At 63.0% G+C, this 15,514-nt stretch carries 15 protein-coding genes; 5 read left to right on the plus strand and 10 right to left on the minus strand.

The genetic code is table 11. From position 1 onward, the window contains the following. Positions 1-51 precede the first annotated feature (51 nt). Positions 52-1,707, minus strand: coding sequence for a sensor domain-containing protein (locus tag IGW04_RS04150; protein ID WP_194711783.1), 1,656 nt, complete (start codon positions 1,705-1,707; stop codon positions 52-54). 349 nt (positions 1,708-2,056) lie between these two features. On the opposite strand from IGW04_RS04150, the gene IGW04_RS04155 reads away from it, so the two are divergent. Next, the gene (locus IGW04_RS04155) at positions 2,057-2,530 is read left to right on the plus strand and encodes a (2Fe-2S)-binding protein (RefSeq protein WP_194711784.1); all 474 of its coding nucleotides are present in this window, start codon (positions 2,057-2,059) and stop codon (positions 2,528-2,530) included. Continuing rightward, positions 2,527-4,764: a xanthine dehydrogenase family protein molybdopterin-binding subunit gene (locus tag IGW04_RS04160; RefSeq protein ID WP_194711785.1), complete on the plus strand. Its 2,238-nt coding sequence runs from the start codon at positions 2,527-2,529 to the stop codon at positions 4,762-4,764. Before IGW04_RS04155 ends, IGW04_RS04160 begins: the two co-directional genes overlap by 4 nt. A 52-nt stretch (positions 4,765-4,816) precedes the next feature. Here IGW04_RS04160 and IGW04_RS04165 read toward each other — a convergent pair whose 3' ends face one another. Then, positions 4,817-5,140: a hypothetical protein gene (locus IGW04_RS04165; RefSeq protein ID WP_228526844.1), complete on the minus strand. Its 324-nt coding sequence runs from the start codon at positions 5,138-5,140 to the stop codon at positions 4,817-4,819. 112 nt (positions 5,141-5,252) lie between these two features. On the opposite strand from IGW04_RS04165, the gene IGW04_RS04170 reads away from it, so the two are divergent. Then, the gene (locus IGW04_RS04170) at positions 5,253-5,441 is read left to right on the plus strand and encodes a CsbD family protein (RefSeq protein WP_194711786.1); all 189 of its coding nucleotides are present in this window, start codon (positions 5,253-5,255) and stop codon (positions 5,439-5,441) included. 62 nt (positions 5,442-5,503) lie between these two features. Here IGW04_RS04170 and IGW04_RS04175 read toward each other — a convergent pair whose 3' ends face one another. From IGW04_RS04175 to IGW04_RS04210, 8 genes are read right to left on the minus strand one after another with little or no spacing between them, the layout of a single operon-like run. Then, positions 5,504-6,778 (minus strand): NAD(P)/FAD-dependent oxidoreductase, encoded by a 1,275-nt coding sequence (locus IGW04_RS04175; RefSeq protein WP_194711787.1) that lies wholly within the window; start codon positions 6,776-6,778, stop codon positions 5,504-5,506. A 12-nt stretch (positions 6,779-6,790) separates the two neighbouring features. Further along, complete coding sequence (locus tag IGW04_RS04180; protein ID WP_194711788.1) at positions 6,791-7,129, minus strand: c-type cytochrome; 339 nt, start codon at positions 7,127-7,129, stop codon at positions 6,791-6,793. 56 nt (positions 7,130-7,185) lie between these two features. Continuing rightward, the gene (soxA, locus tag IGW04_RS04185; RefSeq protein WP_194711789.1) at positions 7,186-7,938 is read right to left on the minus strand and encodes a sulfur oxidation c-type cytochrome SoxA; all 753 of its coding nucleotides are present in this window, start codon (positions 7,936-7,938) and stop codon (positions 7,186-7,188) included. A 7-nt stretch (positions 7,939-7,945) separates the two neighbouring features. Further along, a complete protein-coding gene (gene soxZ, locus IGW04_RS04190) occupies positions 7,946-8,269 on the minus strand; it encodes a thiosulfate oxidation carrier complex protein SoxZ (RefSeq protein ID WP_194711790.1) in 324 nt (107 codons plus the stop codon). Between the two features lie 2 nt (positions 8,270-8,271). Beyond that, positions 8,272-8,742: a SoxY-related AACIE arm protein gene (locus tag IGW04_RS04195; protein ID WP_194711791.1), complete on the minus strand. Its 471-nt coding sequence runs from the start codon at positions 8,740-8,742 to the stop codon at positions 8,272-8,274. Further along, entirely contained in the window at positions 8,742-9,173 is a 432-nt protein-coding gene (gene soxX, locus IGW04_RS04200) for a sulfur oxidation c-type cytochrome SoxX (protein ID WP_407672038.1), read from the minus strand. Before soxX ends, IGW04_RS04195 begins: the two co-directional genes overlap by 1 nt. 60 nt (positions 9,174-9,233) lie before the next feature. Next, a complete protein-coding gene (locus IGW04_RS04205) occupies positions 9,234-11,429 on the minus strand; it encodes a xanthine dehydrogenase family protein molybdopterin-binding subunit (RefSeq protein ID WP_194711793.1) in 2,196 nt (731 codons plus the stop codon). Positions 11,430-11,437: 8 nt separating this feature from the next. Continuing rightward, positions 11,438-11,941, minus strand: a complete 504-nt coding sequence (locus IGW04_RS04210; RefSeq protein ID WP_194711794.1) for a (2Fe-2S)-binding protein — start codon at positions 11,939-11,941, stop codon at positions 11,438-11,440. Positions 11,942-12,080: 139 nt separating this feature from the next. Between IGW04_RS04210 and IGW04_RS04215 the strand changes: the two genes are divergently transcribed. Both IGW04_RS04215 and IGW04_RS04220 read left to right on the plus strand, forming a co-directional pair. Further along, a complete protein-coding gene (locus IGW04_RS04215; RefSeq protein WP_194711795.1) occupies positions 12,081-12,638 on the plus strand; it encodes a hypothetical protein in 558 nt (185 codons plus the stop codon). Between the two features lie 1,409 nt (positions 12,639-14,047). Continuing rightward, positions 14,048-15,403, plus strand: a complete 1,356-nt coding sequence (locus tag IGW04_RS04220) for a replication initiation protein (protein ID WP_194711796.1) — start codon at positions 14,048-14,050, stop codon at positions 15,401-15,403. Positions 15,404-15,514: the final 111 nt, after the last annotated feature.

The raw sequence follows: 15,514 nt of genomic DNA on the forward strand, positions 1-15,514 counted from the left end.
GAAAAATGGCGTTCGCCACCAGGCGCTAAGCCGGACAGGTCCGACCAGCGCTCAATGGACGGCGTGCGTGCCTGGCTGCGCCGGGTTGCGCATGTCCGGATGATAGAAGCGAAAGCATTCGCGGCCGTCCTGCTTGGCCCGGTACAGCGCGCAGTCGGCGTCCTGCAGCAGGCGTTCCGGATTGATGCCATCCTGCGGGCAGATGCTGATACCGATCGATGCGCTCGGCTTGATGCTGTGGCTGCCAAGTACGAAAGGCGCGTTCAGTGCGACCAGCAGCTTGCCGGCAATGGCGGAAGCGGCCGCGATATCCTGCCCGCAGTCGGCCAGGATGACGAATTCATCGCCGCCCAGCCTAGCCACCGTGTCATCGGGCCGTACGCACTGTTTCAGGCGGCGCGCGATTTCGGCCAGCAGCAGGTCGCCGGCCTTGTGGCCCAGGGTGTCGTTGACCTGCTTGAAGCGGTCGAGGTCAATGAACAGGATGGCATGCAGGCCATTGGCGCGCCGGTCCCGGGCGCGCTGCCTGAGGCGTGTTTCCAGCAGCGTCCGGTTGCACAGGCCGGTCAGGGAATCGTGCGTGGCCATGTGCTCCAGCGTCTTGGCATTGCGCACTTCCCTTGTGACGTCGCGGGTGGCGCCGCGGTAACCGTGGAACACGCCTTCCTCGAAGACCGGCTCGCCGGAAATCCGGATATAGCGCACGACACCCGGATAGCCTTCCAGGCCAACGGAAAAGACCGCATCCCGGAACGGCCGGCGCGAGGCCATGCTGCTCTGGCAAGCCAGAAAGCCCGGCTCGCTGGTATCGAGCGCGCAGGATTCCATGCTGGTGCCCAGCAATTGACGCGGCTCCAGGCCCAGCCGGGACTGGATGCCGTCGGACAGAAAGCGAAAGCGGCCGTCGGCACCGGTTTCCCAGTACCAGTCCGAGGACAGGGAAGTCAGGCTGCGGAACTGCTGCTCGCGCCGGGCCAGTTCACGCTGCGCTTCCAGCTGGGCCGTGATATCGCGGCCGACCGCCACGAAGCCGGTGCTGCGCCCGCTGCCGGCATCGCGCAGCGTGCGGCTGTTGATGCCCAGCCAGACCCAGTGGCCTTCCTTGTGCCTGACCCGCATGTTGTACATGGCGGAGCGGTCGTCGGCGCCATCGCTGCCGCGCGCTTCGTGCATGGCCGCGAGGTCGGCCGGATGCAGGTAGTCGAACACATTGGTGCCGACCATTTCCTCCGGGCGGTAACCCAGTATTTCCTGGTGCGACGGCGACACGTACTGGTAGATGTTGTCGACATCGCTGTAGGCGATCAGGTCACGCACATTCTGGGTCAGCAGGCGATGCTCGGCTTCGCCCCAGGCCAGCCGTGCGCGCGACCGGACCTGCTCGGAAATATCGGTAAATGCGCCCGCATAGCCTGCCGGCTGTCCGGGCCGGAGGCGGGGCGCGGCGGTCTCGCGGATATGGCGGTACTGGCCGTCGCTGCCCGCCACCCGGTAGTCCAGCTGGAAACGCCGGTTCGCTTGCCGGGCTTGCCGGCGCAGTTGCGCCACCTGCGCCGCGTCGTCAGGATGAATGCCGGCCGCCCAGCCGGCCAGTGTTGTATCGCTACCGCCGGGCAGCGGCCAGGCGCCGTCATGGTCGAAGAAAATGAAGTGGTCGCCGTCATCCAGTTCCCAAAGGATGACGCTGCCGCTGGCAATATGCTGCAAGTGGTTTTCCATATCGAAGCCGAAACGCTCGGGAGAAGCGCTATAGCCATCAGGCGCTTTTCCTGTGGGGCAGCCGTCAGTCATCGCCTCTTGTCTTGCATTGCGGGCGGCCGGGATTGCCAAAAGAAACGAATAATAGTTGCGCCATGGTAACTGCTTTCCGCGCTTATTTCCATGTGTAATTATTTTGTCGACGCGATCGTTGTGCGGGCACGCCACCTGGGAGGACAGAATCGCCGTGCCCCACCTGTCTTTTCGACCATTCCCTTGCACGCGAACAAAGGCTGGCCGCACACGGGAGGGAAAATTGTCAACACCGGTTTTTCACCGCCAGACACAAAGGAATTCCATGCCCACCTTCACCCTGAACGGTCAGAGCACGACGCTCGACCTCCCCGACGATATGCCCCTGCTGTGGGCGATACGGGATGTTGCCGGCCTGACCGGCACCAAATTCGGCTGCGGCATCGCCCAGTGCGGCGCCTGCACGGTCCATCTTGACGGTGAGGCAGTGCGCTCGTGCGTCACCCCGCTGTCGGCAGTGGCCGGCAAAAAAGTGGTCACCATCGAAGCAATGGCCCAGGATCCGGTAGGCCAGAAGGTCCAGGCCGCGTGGCGCGACATCGATGTAGTGCAGTGCGGCTATTGCCAGTCCGGACAGGTCATGTCCGCCACCGCGCTGCTGCGCGCCAAGCCCGCGCCCACCGACGCCGACATCGATTCCGCGATGGCGGGCAATATCTGCCGCTGCGGCACTTATGGCCGCATACGCGCCGCCATCAAGCTGGCTGCCGGCCAGGCGCCGAAGGAGCCACGGTCATGAACGACATTACTTTCCCAAGCGCCCCGTCATCGCCGGGACGCCGCCGTTTCCTGCGGGTTGGCGCCGCCGCCGGCGGCGGCCTGCTGATCGGTTTCGGCCTCGGCGCCTGCGGACGCGAGCAGCGCAATGAAGTGCCGGCCGAAGCCGCGGTCGGCAATGCCGCCACCAAGACCTCGGGCGATGCGCCAGGCCTGGCGCACAATGCCTTCATCCGCATCGACCGTGAAGGCCTGGTGACGCTGATCGTGCACAAGGTCGAAATGGGCCAGGGCACCTACACCGCGATGCCGATGCTGCTGGCCGAAGAACTGGAAGTCGATCTGTCCAAGGTCAAGCTGGAACAGGCGCCGGCCGACAACAACCTGTACAGCGATCCGCTGCTGGGCGGCCAGGTGACCGGCGGTTCGACCTCGGTGCGCGCCGCCTGGGAACCGCTGCGCCAGGCCGGCGCGGCGGCGCGGCTGATGCTGGTCGAGGCGGCGGCACAGGCCTGGAAAGTCGACGCCGCCGGCTGCACCGCGAAGAACGGCATGGTGACACATGGCGCCAGCGGCCGCACCATGCATTACGGCGAACTGGTCGATGCCGCGGCCAAGCTGCCCGCTCCCAAGGCCATCGTGCTGAAGAAGCCGGCCGACTTTACCCTGATCGGCAAGAAGCACCAGCGGCTCGACTCGGCCGACAAGGTCAATGGCCAGGCCAAGTTCGGCATCGACGCGAGGCTGCCCAACATGCTGGTGGCCACGGTGGCGGCGTCGCCGGTGCCGGGCGGCGCCCTGCAATCGGTCGACGAAGCCGCCGCGATGGCGGTCAAGGGCGTGCGCCAGGTCTTGAAGCTCGACAATGCGGTGGCGGTGGTGGGCGAACACATGTGGGCCGCCAAGCAGGGCCTGGCCGCGGCGAAGCCGCAATGGTCGGACGGCGCGCATGCCGACATGACCACCGCGTCCATCGTTGCCGACATGAAGGCCGCCGCCGAAAGCGGCAAGGGCGCAGCAGTGGCGCGCAAGGACGGCGATGTCGGCAAGGAAGCGCCCAAGGGCGGGCAGGTGCTGGAAGCGGTGTACGAGATGCCTTTCCTTGCCCATGCGACGATGGAGCCGATGAACTGCACGGTCGACCTGCGGGAAGACGGCTGCGACCTCTACGTCGGCACCCAGGTGCCGACCTTCGCGCAGGGCGCGGCCGCCAAGATCACCGGCCTGCCGCCGGAGAAGGTGAAGGTCCACAATCATTTCCTGGGCGGCGGCTTCGGACGGCGGCTGGAGGTGGACTTCATTTCGCAGGCGGTCGCCTTCGCCAGGCAGATGAAGCAGCCGGTCAAGTTCGTCTGGACCCGCGAGGAAGACGTGCAGCACGACATGTACCGGCCCTATTACTACGACCGCCTGGCCGCCACGCTGGACGACAAGGGCAAGCCGCTGTCCTGGTCGCACCGGATCACCGGCTCGTCCATCATGGCGCGCTTTGCGCCGCCGGCGGTGAAGAACGGCGTCGATCCGGACGCGGTGGAAGGCGCCAAGGACATGCCCTACGCGATTCCCAATGTGATGGTCGACTATGTGCGGCATGAGCCGCCGGTGCCGACCGCATTCTGGCGCGGCGTCGGCGCGACCCACAATATCTTCGTGGTGGAAAGCTTCATCGACGAGCTGGCAGCCGCGGCCAAGCAGGATCCGCTGGTCTACCGGCGCGATTTGCTGGATAAATCGCCGCGCATGCGGGCGGTGCTGAACCTGGCCGCCGAAAAAGCCGGATGGGGACAGCCGCTGGCCCCGGTCGCCGGGCGTCGCGTCGGACGCGGCCTGTCGACCCAGTTCGCCTTCGGCAGCTACATGGCGCAGGTGGCTGAAGTCTCGGTGGGCGCGGATGGCGAGGTGCGGGTGCACCGTGTGGTGTGCGCGGTCGATTGCGGACAGGTGGTCAACCCCGACACCGTGGTCGCGCAGATTGAAAGCGGCGTGATCTTCGGCCTGACGGCGGCGCTGTGGAACGAAATCACTTTCGACAAGGGGCGGGTGCAGCAGTCCAACTTCCATGACTACCGGATGATGCGCATCAACGAGGCGCCGCGCATCGAGGTATTCATTGCCCAGAGCAGCGATGCGCCGGGCGGCATCGGCGAGCCGGGCACCTCGGCCACTGCGCCGGCCCTGGCCAATGCGATCTTCGCCGCCACAGGCAAGCGGCTGCGCAAGCTTCCGGTGGCAAGCGAGGCATTAAAGACGGCATGAAAAAGCCCCGGCCTGACGGCCGGGGCTTGCGGGATGCAGAGCGACGGCCGGATCAGGCGCTTGCCGGCAACGGCTGGCCCTTCACCGCGTTGCGGTATTTGGCGCGGGCTTCTTCGCGCTTGATCGCCTCGCGGGCGCGATTGGCCGCCTTGGTTTCCTTGCGTTCCTGCTTGCCGCGCAGCTGGGCGACGTTCTTGTTTCCGATGCGGTTGGTCATTGCCTGTTCCTCCTGCTTGTTGATGTCGCTTTTATCGTAGAGCCATTTCTCGCAACGACCTATAGGACGGCAGGAGAAAGGCGTGTAGGAATCGACGCACTGGGTCATGGCGCGGCCGCTGAAGGCATGGACGGGCATGGCCGCTGCAACTGCCGACATAGTCCTACCGCATCATCAGCGCTTGTCCTACCTTGTCAAATGCGTCTTTCGGTCTATGCTCCAAACACAAGCCGCATGGGCGGTTTGATATTTCAAGATAAAGGAGATCGCCATGAACAAGGACCAGGTAAAGGGCGCAGTCAAGGATGCCGCCGGCAAAGTGCAGCGCAAGGCGGGCGAAGCCATGGGCAGCAACAAGCAGCAGGCCAAGGGCATGGCGAAACAGGCCGAGGGCAAGATGCAGAAGGCTGCCGGCGACATGAAGGATAGCGCCGTCAAGAGCAGCAGCAAAAACCGCTAGGCGGCGCTGTTGCACACGGAAACGGCGGCTTCAGGCCGCCGTTTTTGCGTCCGGGCCGGCAATTACAGCAGCGTGTCAGCCCAGATGTTGCGGGCCCAGTCCATCGCATAGCGCCCTTCCAGCGCATTGGGCGCCGCTGAAAGCCCGCCGCTGCCCGGCACGGCGATCAGCGTCTTCCGCTGCGCGTCGTAGCTGTGGACCGATGCCACATGGATCACGTCCTGGTCCGAGACGAAGCTGTAGCAGGTATTGGTCAGCAGCGGATGGGCTGGCGGCGGGCGGTCGGCAAGCAGTTCGATGATGGCTGCCGCGCAGACCTTGGCATGCTGGTTGGCCATGTGGGCCGACTTGGGCATCAGCGGCGCGACCTGGATCGCATCGCCCAGCACATGGATATGGCTGGCCTGGGTCGACTCGAAGCTCAGGAAATCGACCTCGCACCAGCGGCGGTTTGCATTGGCCAGGCCAGCGCCCGCGGCGATCCTGCCCGCAGCCTGAGGCGGCAGCAGATTGACCACCGCGCCGCTGACTTCCTCGCCCAGTTCGGACACCACGGTTAGCGTCTTCGCATCCACGTCCACCGTATTGAAGCTGGGTCTGTAATCCACGATGCCGGGATAGCGTTCGGCCCAGACCTTCTTGAACAGCGCGCCCTTCGATACCACGTCCTCGTTGCCATCGAGCAGGATGACGCGCGATTTCGGCTTGGCCTGCCTGAAATAGTGCGCCACCTGGCAGGCGCGCTCATAGGGCCCCGGCGGACAGCGGTAGGGCGCCTGCGGAATCGAGATCAGGAAGGACTGGCCGTCTTCCATCGCCTCCAGCTGCCGGCGCAGCGCAACCGTCTGCTCGCCCGCCTTCCAGGCATGCAGGACGCGTTCCCTGGCGCCGGGCTGGCCCATGCCGGGCAGCCTGTCATACAGGAAGTCAACGCCTGGCGACAGGATCAGGCGGTCATAGCGCAAGGTCTTGCCATCGCCCAGCGTGACCGTGCGCTTGTCCGGATCGATGCCGGTGGCAAGCTCGCGCACCATGGTGATGCCGCTGCGGCTGGCCAGCCGGTCGTAGCTGATCGTCAGGTCGTCCAGGCGGCGCGAGCCGCCCAGCACCAGGTTGGACAGCGGGCAGGAGATGAAGGCCGGGTTCGGCTCGATTAGGGTGATATCGATGCTGCCTTCGCTCCACAGCGACAGATAGCGGGCAGCGGTGGCGCCGCCGTAACCGGCGCCGACCACTATCACCTTGGGCCGCGCCTGGCTGGCGCCGCTGGCGCGGGCCGCAATGGCGCCGAGCGCTGCGCCCATGCCCAGCGCCTGGAGAAACTGGCGACGTTTCATGGTCTTGTCTCCCTATTTTTTCCGTTGCGACAGATAGGCCGCGATCAGGTCGATCTGCTCGCTGGTATAGCCTTTTGCCAGCTGCTGCATGATGGTCGAGGGCCGGCTGCCTCCCTGGAAGGCCTTCATGCTGGCCACCAGCGCATCCTGGCTCTGCCCTGCCAGCGGCGGCAGGCTGCTGCCGGGCGCCGGCTTTCCCTCGGTGCCGTGGCAGCCGGCGCAACTGGCGTAAAGCCTGCGGCCGGCGTCGTCCGCCGTCTTGGGCTGGGTCTGGGCCGCGGCCGGGCACTGCGCTGCGATCACGGCAAGCCCGATCGCAAGGCATGCATTTGCAAGGCGCGTTGATGGCATTGTTCTCCTTCCATGAACCATTGAAGTTCCAGTAACCAGCCCCGGCATGGCGCCGCCTACGGCCGCACCGCCGGCGCTTCCATTTCCATTCCCCTGTCACGCTGCGCAAGGTAGAGCTCCAGCTCCGCCAGTTCCAGCGAGCCCGCCGGGTACAGCGCCGCCCGGACGCCGCTCAGGCAGTTGCGCAGACGCCGCTGCAGCGAGCCCATCGCCTGCCATTCGAGCCGGTAGATCGGATAGCCGGTGGCATGCGCCTGCGGAATGATGCTGCTGCCCAGGCGCTGCCCCCAGCGCTGGTCGTGGCACTGCGCGCAGGACAGATTGAGCTGGCCCATGCGCTGCTGCCAGCGCGCCTGGCCACGCTCCAAAAACGGGCGCAGGCGCGCATCGTCCGGCGCCGCCGCCGGCATGCCGCGCGATTGCAGCGCGATATAGCTTTCCAGGCCGAGCAGCGCATCGCTTTCGGCCGGCAGCGCTACAGCGGACTGCTGGCGGACGCGGCACTGGTTGATGCGCTGTCCCAGGTTGATCGGGCGTCCAGCCTGCGCATCGAACGCGGGATAGCGGGCCGCCACGCCGCGCATCGCGCTTTCCGCATCGCCGTGGCAGGAAGCGCAGGACTTGCCGTTGCCCTCGTCGCTGCGGCGCCAGGCGGTCTCGCCTTCCTTGACCCACAGCATGGCAGGATTCAGGCTGTCGTCGCGCTGCATCGCCTGCGTCGACGGCCCCATGAATGCCGTGCCCGACATCCGTTGCGCCGCCGCCGCAAGGCTCAGCAGTGCGCACAGCATGAAGAGGACGATGCGCATGGCGTTCTCAGCCAGTCACCGTGATCTCGGCCGATTCGGTCTGGCTGAAGTTGTTGTCGCCCTCCCAGGTGAAGGTCAGCTTGCCGCTTTCGGTGGCTACCGTAAAAAAAATCAGGTTGGGATTGGCGGCGATCGCCGGGAACAGCTCGGCGCTGAAGACGACGTCGCCGTTATAGCGGCAACTGAAGCGGCGGATGATGTTGCGCGGTAGAACCTGGCCATCCGCGCCGGGCCGGTAGCCTGTTTCCATCGGATGGCTGATCAGGGTACGGATCTCGATCACCTCCCCGCGCCTGGCGCTGGCCGGCAGCTTGATCAGTGTGCGTGCCATGGCTAGCCCTCCCCTTCGATGCAGGCGGCCAGCGTCACCACCACGTCCACCGTATCCGACCAGTAACTGCCGTCGGACATCTTCGCCACCGCGGTCAGTTTCTGCGAGGTGGCCAGGCGTATCCGGGTCGATACTTTGGCGCGGCCGGCGCGCGGACCGAGCGTGAACCGGGCAACGTCGCGCTGCGGATTGCGTTCATTGAAAATCGCAATGGCCGCCACATGGTCCGCCGCGGTCATGGCGCTGTCGACGCTGACCGTGACCGGCACGGCATTGCCGTTGTCGACCAGGCTGGCAATGTCGAACTTGACGCGGCCCGGCGTCGGCTTGATGCCGCCGGTCCAGGCCTGTACCGCTGCCGCCAGTTCATCCGGCGCGGCGGCGGCGGGCCGCACCAGGATGGTCGCGCCCAACGCGGCGCTGCCTGCCAGCAGGCGGCGGCGTTTCAGGTTGGGGCCGGTTTTCGCAAGCATCACTCGCCTTCCTTTTCCTTCAGGGACCGCAGGTAGGCCACCACGTCCTCGACCTGCTGCGCGTCCAGTATCGGCTTGCCGCGCACTGCCGGCGCGACATTGTTCAAGCCGTCGATCCGATAGTAAGCCGGCATGATGGTGTCCGGATTGATGCGGCCGGCGTCGACGATGCGCAGCCGCAGCTGCGCCTGGCTCCAGCGCGTGCCGCTGCCCGCCAGGTCCGGCGCCAGGTTGCCCTGGAACCGTTCCTCCGGCAGCGGTCCGGCATGGCACAGCAGGCATAAGCCGACCTGGCGGTTGGCAACGATGGCCCGGCCGCGGCCGGCGTCTCCCGCTACCGCGGTCAACGGCTGCGGTATGCCATCGCCTTCCACACTGTATGGCGCCAGTCCGGCTTGCTGAGCCGCCTGCGCCAGGCCAGGCCAGAGCAGTGCCCACGGTAATGCCCATCCTGCGATCCAGCCCGGACTGCGACGCATCGCTGCCTCCGATCAAGCCCTTTTCAGGCTATGGTTCTTCAGCGGCAGATCGCGTATGCGCTTGCCGGTGGCGGCAAAGATCGCATTGAGCACCGCCGGCGCGGCCACGGCGATGGTCGGTTCGCCCACCCCGCCCCAGAAACCGCCGGACGGCACGATGACGGTTTCCACCGCCGGCATCTCGTCCATGCGCATCACCTGGTAGGTATTGAAGTTCTCCTGCTCCATCCGGCCGTCCTTGACGGTGCATTCGCCATACAGCGCGGCCGACAGGCCATAGACGAAGGAGCCTTCGACCTGGGCTTCGATCTGCTGCGGATTGAGCGCATGGCCGGGGTCGGTCGCGGCAACGATGCGATGGATCTTCAAGGCGCCCTCATCGCTGACCGACACCTCGGCCACTGCCGCCACATAGCTGCCGAAGCCCATCGTCTGCGCCACCCCGCGGTACACCCCCTTGGGCAGCGGCTTGTCCCACCCGGCGCGCTCGGCCACCGCGTTCAGCACGGCCAGGTGCCTGGGATGATCGGCCATGAGCTTGCGGCGCAGCGCCAGCGGATCCTGTTTCGTCGCATGCGCGACTTCATCCAGAAAGCACTCCAGATAGATGGTGTTCTGGTTGAGGTTGACGCCGCGCCAGAAGCCGGGCGGCACCGGCGGATTGCGCATCGCATGGTCAATCAGCAGATTCGGAAAGCTGTAGCCGATCGACGCTTCCGGGCCGGGCGGGTTCAGGCCCTGGAACACGACCGGGTCCTTGCCGTCCTTGATGTTCTGCGGGAAGACCCCCGCGATGATGGACTGCCCGGAAATGCGCATCTGCAAGGCAGTGATGTTGCCCTTGTCATCCAGCCCCGCCGCCAGCTTGCACTGGGTAACCGGATGATAGCGGCCATGCAGCATGTCTTCCTCGCGCGACCAGATCAGCTTGATGGGCGTGCCCGGCATTTCCCGCGCGATCGCCACTGCCTGCCGCACCCAGTCATGCACCGCGCCGCGACGGCCGAAGCCGCCGCCCAGATGCAGCTTGTAGACCTCGCATTTGGACGGCGGCAGCTCGGCCGCCTCGGCCGCCGCGGCGAGCGCCGCCTCGCCGTTCTGGGTGGGCGTCCAGACCTCGCAGCGCTCCGGCGTCCAGCGTGCCGTCGCATTCATGGTTTCCATCGTCGCGTGGTTCTGGTACGGATAGGAATAGACCGCTTCCACCTTGCGCGCGGCTGTGGCCAGCGCCGCTGCGGCGTCGCCATTGCGGTTTCCCACCGCCGCTTCCTTAGCCTCCAGCCCGGCCTTGAGCGTCTCGGCAATGCTGGCGCTGGACACCTTGGCGTTCGGACCATCGTCCCATTCGACCTTGAGCGTCTCCAGCGCGGTCTTGGCCCGCCACCAGGTATCGGCCACCACCGCCACTGCGCTGTCGCCGACCTGTATCACCTTCTTCACGCCGGGACGGTTTTGGATCTCTGCCGCGTTGAAGGTTTTCACCTTGCCGCCGAACACCGGGCAATCCCGGATGGCGGCATTGAGCATGCCTGGCAGCTTCAGGTCCATGCCATAGACCTGGGCGCCGGTGGTCTTGTCAACGGTATCGAGCCGCGCCAGGCGCTTGCCCGCGATTTTCCAGTCCTTCGGGTCTTTCAGCTGCACCGATTCCGGCGGCGTCAGGCTGGCCGCGGCTGCCGCCACCTTGCCATAGGTGGTCTGGCGCCCGGAGGGCTGGTGGGTGATGACACTGGCGGCCGCCCGGCATTCCGAGACCGGCACCTTCCATTCATTCGCCGCGGCCTGCACCAGCATCATGCGCGCCGCCGCGCCGCCCTTGCGGACATAGTCATGGGATTCGCGGATGCCGCGGCTGCCGCCGGTGGAAAAATTGCCCCAGGCGCGGTTGCGCGCCAGGTTCTGTCCCGGTGTCGGATATTCGGTCGTGACCCTGGCCCAGTCGCAGTCCAGTTCCTCGGCGACCAGCTGCGCCAGCCCGGTCAGCGAGCCCTGCCCCATCTCCGACCGTGCGATACGGATTACCACCGTATCGTCGGGCTTGATGACGACCCATGCATTGACTTCCGGCGTTGCTGCGGCCGAGGCCCCGGCATCGGCCGCATGCGCATAGGGTATGTGAAAACCCACCATCAGGCCGCCGAAGGCGGCTGCGGTGGTGCCGAGAAAGCGGCGTCGCGAAGCATTCATCCCGCTGGTTTCTTCAGTCATGGCGCGGCTCATGTGGTGCTCCCGTCGGCATGCTGGATCGCCAGGCCCGCCTGTCTGGTATTGCCGCCCTGCGCGGCCGCCTTGATGGCCGCACGCACCCGGTTATAGGTGCCGCAGCGGCAGATATTGGTAATCGACTGGTTGATGTCGGCGTCGGTAGGTTGAGGCTTTTCCTTCAGCAGCGCCGCCGCCGCCATGATCATGCCGCTCTGGCAAAAGCCGCATTGCGGCACATCCAGCGCAACCCAGGCTTTCTGCAGCGGATGGGAGCCGTTGCTGGACAGGCCTTCGATCGTTACGATTTTCTGCTCGGGAGTGACAGTCGATACCGGCCGCACGCAGGTCCGCACTGTTTCACCATCGATATGCACGGTGCAGGCGCCGCACTGGGCGATGCCGCAGCCGTATTTGGTGCCGGTCAATCCAAGCTGCTCCCGCAGCACCCATAACAGCGGCGTATCTGGCTCGGCCTCGAATTCACGGACTGTCCCGTTGACGTTCAGTGTTGCCATGTCTCCAGCTCCATTTTTGTTGATGAGGAAGTCAAACAGATGCGAAAAGGCGGTCTATATTAAGCTTTCCCGATGCGGTTTGCAGAACTCATCCTGCTGCCGTATGGGCAGCCTTGTGACCTCCTTCATCGTTCAGTCCATGACCGCTACCGATCTGCCTGTCGCCATCGCCTACCAGTTCGCTGTGATACAGCAGGCGCGTGGTCAACCCGGGGTTGGTCTGACCTTGCATTTGCTGCTGCATGGCTCATCCGGCGAATCGACCGTTTTCCTGCAGCTCGAGCCTGCATTGGTCTGGAAGGTGCGCGATGCCTGTGCAGGCCTTGCAGCGCTGCATGCCGATCATTATCAAAACTTCCTGGCGAAGAGACGCGCTTCGCACCAGTTGAACTACGGCGACAAGTTCCTGAAAACCCTGCCCGCGAAGGATGCCTATCGCCTTTTTCATCGCAGGCAGGGTGAATTGGCCGTTCCCCTTACTTTCCGCACTACCCTGCAACGGGAGAACATGGGCATTCTTGTGGAGTCGACGCCAACGTCGCTCGGCCTCATTCTTCGCTTTTCCCGCATGCCACCCGCGGACTTAGTGTGCCGCCTGCCACATGATCTGGCATTTCTGCTGGCAGATAGTATCGATGAAGCGATCTGGGCTGCGGAATGGGAACGAGGCGGCCTGGCTGATGCCCCTGGCCATTAATTGCGCTTTGGCAGGGGCGAACAGATTTCAAAGGTGAGAAATTCTGTGAACCTTGCCTGTTTGCGTCGGACCGCAGGCTCCTTGCTGTTCCGCTCTGCATTATCTGCTGGCGTTTTTCATTGCTGATTCCCGAAGGTGAGCTTTTCTGTGAAGTGCTTGCTGCTGATAGGCCGTTTGTGGATGCCTTGAAGCGTGAGGCAGCTGTCAGCAATGCAAAGGTGAGAAGTTTTGTGATCCTGTGCCCTCCCAACGCTCATCTCCTGACGCAAAGGTGAGAATATTTGTGATCAGGCCAGGCATCCAACATGCCTGGCATGGCCTTAGCCTGCGATAGGTGAGTAAGTTTGTGAACTTCCTTGCCTACTTTGCTGATGGTCCAGGTCGATAGCTATGGTGCCGGCCTCATGGTGAGAATGTCTGTGAAGAGACGGACGATGAGAATGTTCTGGAAACCGCGCAAAGGTGAGCAAATCTGTGAAGTCCGTGCGATGTGTGGGCGATTTTATAAATACCTATTAAAAACAATACCTTATATCCAGAATAATGCGACGCTAAAGAAGGGTGAGAACTTGTGTGAAGTCGAATTCTGGGAAATCCCAACGGTGAGGTGAGATTTTTTGTGAACATACAGCACGCCGAAGCCATGAAGGTGAGCGTTATTGTGAACACCGCTTCTGCCGGTTGAATCATGGCTGGCGGTTCGCTTGGACATGCAGGGAGTGCGGAGAAGTGACGTGGCCATCCATAAGTCAGGTGAGAATTTCTGTGAAGCTGCGTCAGATATGCATTGCTGCAACTGCTTCGACGGTATAAGAGCGGCTTCAGGTGAGAAGTTCTGTGAAGGTTTTTCATCATTTCGGCGGTTATTCCGGCTTATAGCGTCAATGTCCTTTCCTGAAGGCTATTTTTTTGAGTTGTCGACTACGTCTTGCCGAAAAATTGCTGTATCTGCGGCAGGTAGAGACTGCCTGCTTCTTTGGAAAGGGAAAATAGCTTGCAGTGCCAGTGGTCCTTGCATTCCCATGCTTGCGCAGAATGGCATGTTATTCGCATTGAGAGTTATTAGTAGTAAACCCTTGTAAACCTTAACTACATTAAGGAGGCCCGCAAACCCTTGCCAGATAAGCCTCTCCCGCGATTGTGGTGAGCATTGGTGTGAACACTGGTGAGCATTTCAGTGAACATGTGTGAGAGTTGAAGTGAAGTGACGCGCTGAATGGTGAGTGGCTCTGTGAACGCAGGTGAGTGGACAAGTGAAGCGCGAACCTTTGAGGTGAGAAGGTTTGTGAAGGGCCTTTTTTGCCCGCATGGTGATTCCACAACGATGTACGTTCACCGGTGAAAAAAAATTTGCCGAACTTTCACCTTAAAGGCATCATGGCAATCTCCGCGTTCCGCTCAACATCCGTATGGCCACATCAAAAAAGCCTAAGAAGGCGATAAACTCGACTCCGCTTGCCGTATCAAGCCCCGAGCAGCCCGAGTTGCTTGCATCCGAGTTCAGGAAAGCCAACGATGCCATCGGTTTCCGCGTTGTGGAAGGCAAATTCTCGCTGTTGTCGCGTCGTATCTATAACGCCTTCATTTTCAGGGCGCAGGAGGTGGGCAGGACCGGTGTCGACGCGCCGGCCGATGTGCCTGGCTTCGAGGAATACTATTGGATAAGAATGGCTGATCTGTGCGCCAACACCGAGTACACCAGCCGGGATTATGAATTCTTCAAGGAGCATGCGGAGGCGTTGCAGAATATCAAGGTGGAAGCCACCTCCGACAAGATGTGGGCCAGCGAACGGTTGCTGGCAGGCCTGACCATCTTTAACACCTCGGGGCTGCGCAACAAGGGTGGCACGGTCTTCATCGGCTTTGCTTTTCCGCCCCAGGTCAAGGAAAAAGTTCTCAAGCCAGACACGTACACCAAGCTAAGCCTTTACTACCAAGCAGTGCTGCGCAGTGCGCACAGCCTGGCGCTGTACGAAGTATGCCGCCGGTATGCAACCAGCCCTTCCCATCTGACCAATCGCGACAGCTGGCAGGAGTGGTATCACGTACTTTCTGGCAATTCGATCAAGGATGTCGTGCTGCCGGAATACAAGTACTTCAAGCGCGACATGATCGTCAAGGCGCTGTCCGAAATCAATAGCGTGACGGACATCGATGTCGAACTGATCGAAACGAAACGGGGCCGCAAGGTAGAGGAAATCCAGTTCCGGGTCCAGTTGAAGGCGCAAGCCTCGTTACTCGAACCAGGTGCTGCAATCGTCATCGACTCATCCGTGATCGAACGCATGCTGCGCATGGGTGTCAGCGAGGCGGACGCGAAGGAATACTATTCGAACTACGAAGAAAAATTGCTGCTGGCTACGATCGACTTCGTCGAGAAGCGGATCAAGAAGGGACCGAATGTGGATGCGCCTGCGGGCTACTTCCGCACCGCGCTGCAAAAGGGCTTTGCCACTGTTGCTCCGGTAGCGCAGCCGTTAGGCAAGGCCAAAGCTGCTTCCAAGCCCAGGAAAGGATATCGCGAGCGATTCATCGCCGCGCGCAATCAGGAGGCACTGCGCTATTACGGTGAATTGTCGGCGCAGGAACAGACCAGCCTGTTCAGCGAATTTTCTGCCCAGGCTGATCGCAGCATCAAGCCGCATCTTAAAAAGGGTTTGAATTCCCCGGTGCTCAGCGCTGCATTCGCAGACTGGCTGGCTACCCGTACCTGGGGCGAGGTGACCGATGCTGCGGTGCTGGATTTTGCCGAGCTGGATGGCTGACCCGTTCGAGACCCGGTACCTGTGCATGGGCTCGGCAAAGTAATCGGCCCTGTTCGAATGCCGGCGGCTCCTTTGAACGATGCCGCCAGCCCCGCGGGCAATCCCGTATAA

The sequence above is a fragment of the Noviherbaspirillum soli genome (genome assembly GCF_015352955.1).
GTDB classification, from domain to species: Bacteria; Pseudomonadota; Gammaproteobacteria; order Burkholderiales; family Burkholderiaceae_D; genus Noviherbaspirillum_A; species Noviherbaspirillum_A soli.

Bases quoted from the DNA above. Each gene is read 5' to 3' on its own strand.
- IGW04_RS04155 (WP_194711784.1), top strand. From the start codon at position 2,057: ATGCCCACCTTCACCCTGAACGGTCAGAGCACGACGCTCGACCTCCCC.
- IGW04_RS04160 (WP_194711785.1), top strand. From the start codon at position 2,527: ATGAACGACATTACTTTCCCAAGCGCCCCGTCATCGCCGGGACGCCGC.
- IGW04_RS04165 (WP_228526844.1), bottom strand. From the start codon at position 5,140: ATGTCGGCAGTTGCAGCGGCCATGCCCGTCCATGCCTTCAGCGGCCGC.
- IGW04_RS04170 (WP_194711786.1), top strand. From the start codon at position 5,253: ATGAACAAGGACCAGGTAAAGGGCGCAGTCAAGGATGCCGCCGGCAAA.
- IGW04_RS04175 (WP_194711787.1), bottom strand. From the start codon at position 6,778: ATGAAACGTCGCCAGTTTCTCCAGGCGCTGGGCATGGGCGCAGCGCTC.
- IGW04_RS04180 (WP_194711788.1), bottom strand. From the start codon at position 7,129: ATGCCATCAACGCGCCTTGCAAATGCATGCCTTGCGATCGGGCTTGCC.
- soxA (WP_194711789.1), bottom strand. From the start codon at position 7,938: ATGCGCATCGTCCTCTTCATGCTGTGCGCACTGCTGAGCCTTGCGGCG.
- soxZ (WP_194711790.1), bottom strand. From the start codon at position 8,269: ATGGCACGCACACTGATCAAGCTGCCGGCCAGCGCCAGGCGCGGGGAG.
- IGW04_RS04195 (WP_194711791.1), bottom strand. From the start codon at position 8,742: ATGCTTGCGAAAACCGGCCCCAACCTGAAACGCCGCCGCCTGCTGGCA.
- IGW04_RS04205 (WP_194711793.1), bottom strand. From the start codon at position 11,429: ATGACTGAAGAAACCAGCGGGATGAATGCTTCGCGACGCCGCTTTCTC.
- IGW04_RS04210 (WP_194711794.1), bottom strand. From the start codon at position 11,941: ATGGCAACACTGAACGTCAACGGGACAGTCCGTGAATTCGAGGCCGAG.
- IGW04_RS04215 (WP_194711795.1), top strand. From the start codon at position 12,081: ATGACCGCTACCGATCTGCCTGTCGCCATCGCCTACCAGTTCGCTGTG.
- IGW04_RS04220 (WP_194711796.1), top strand. From the start codon at position 14,048: ATGGCCACATCAAAAAAGCCTAAGAAGGCGATAAACTCGACTCCGCTT.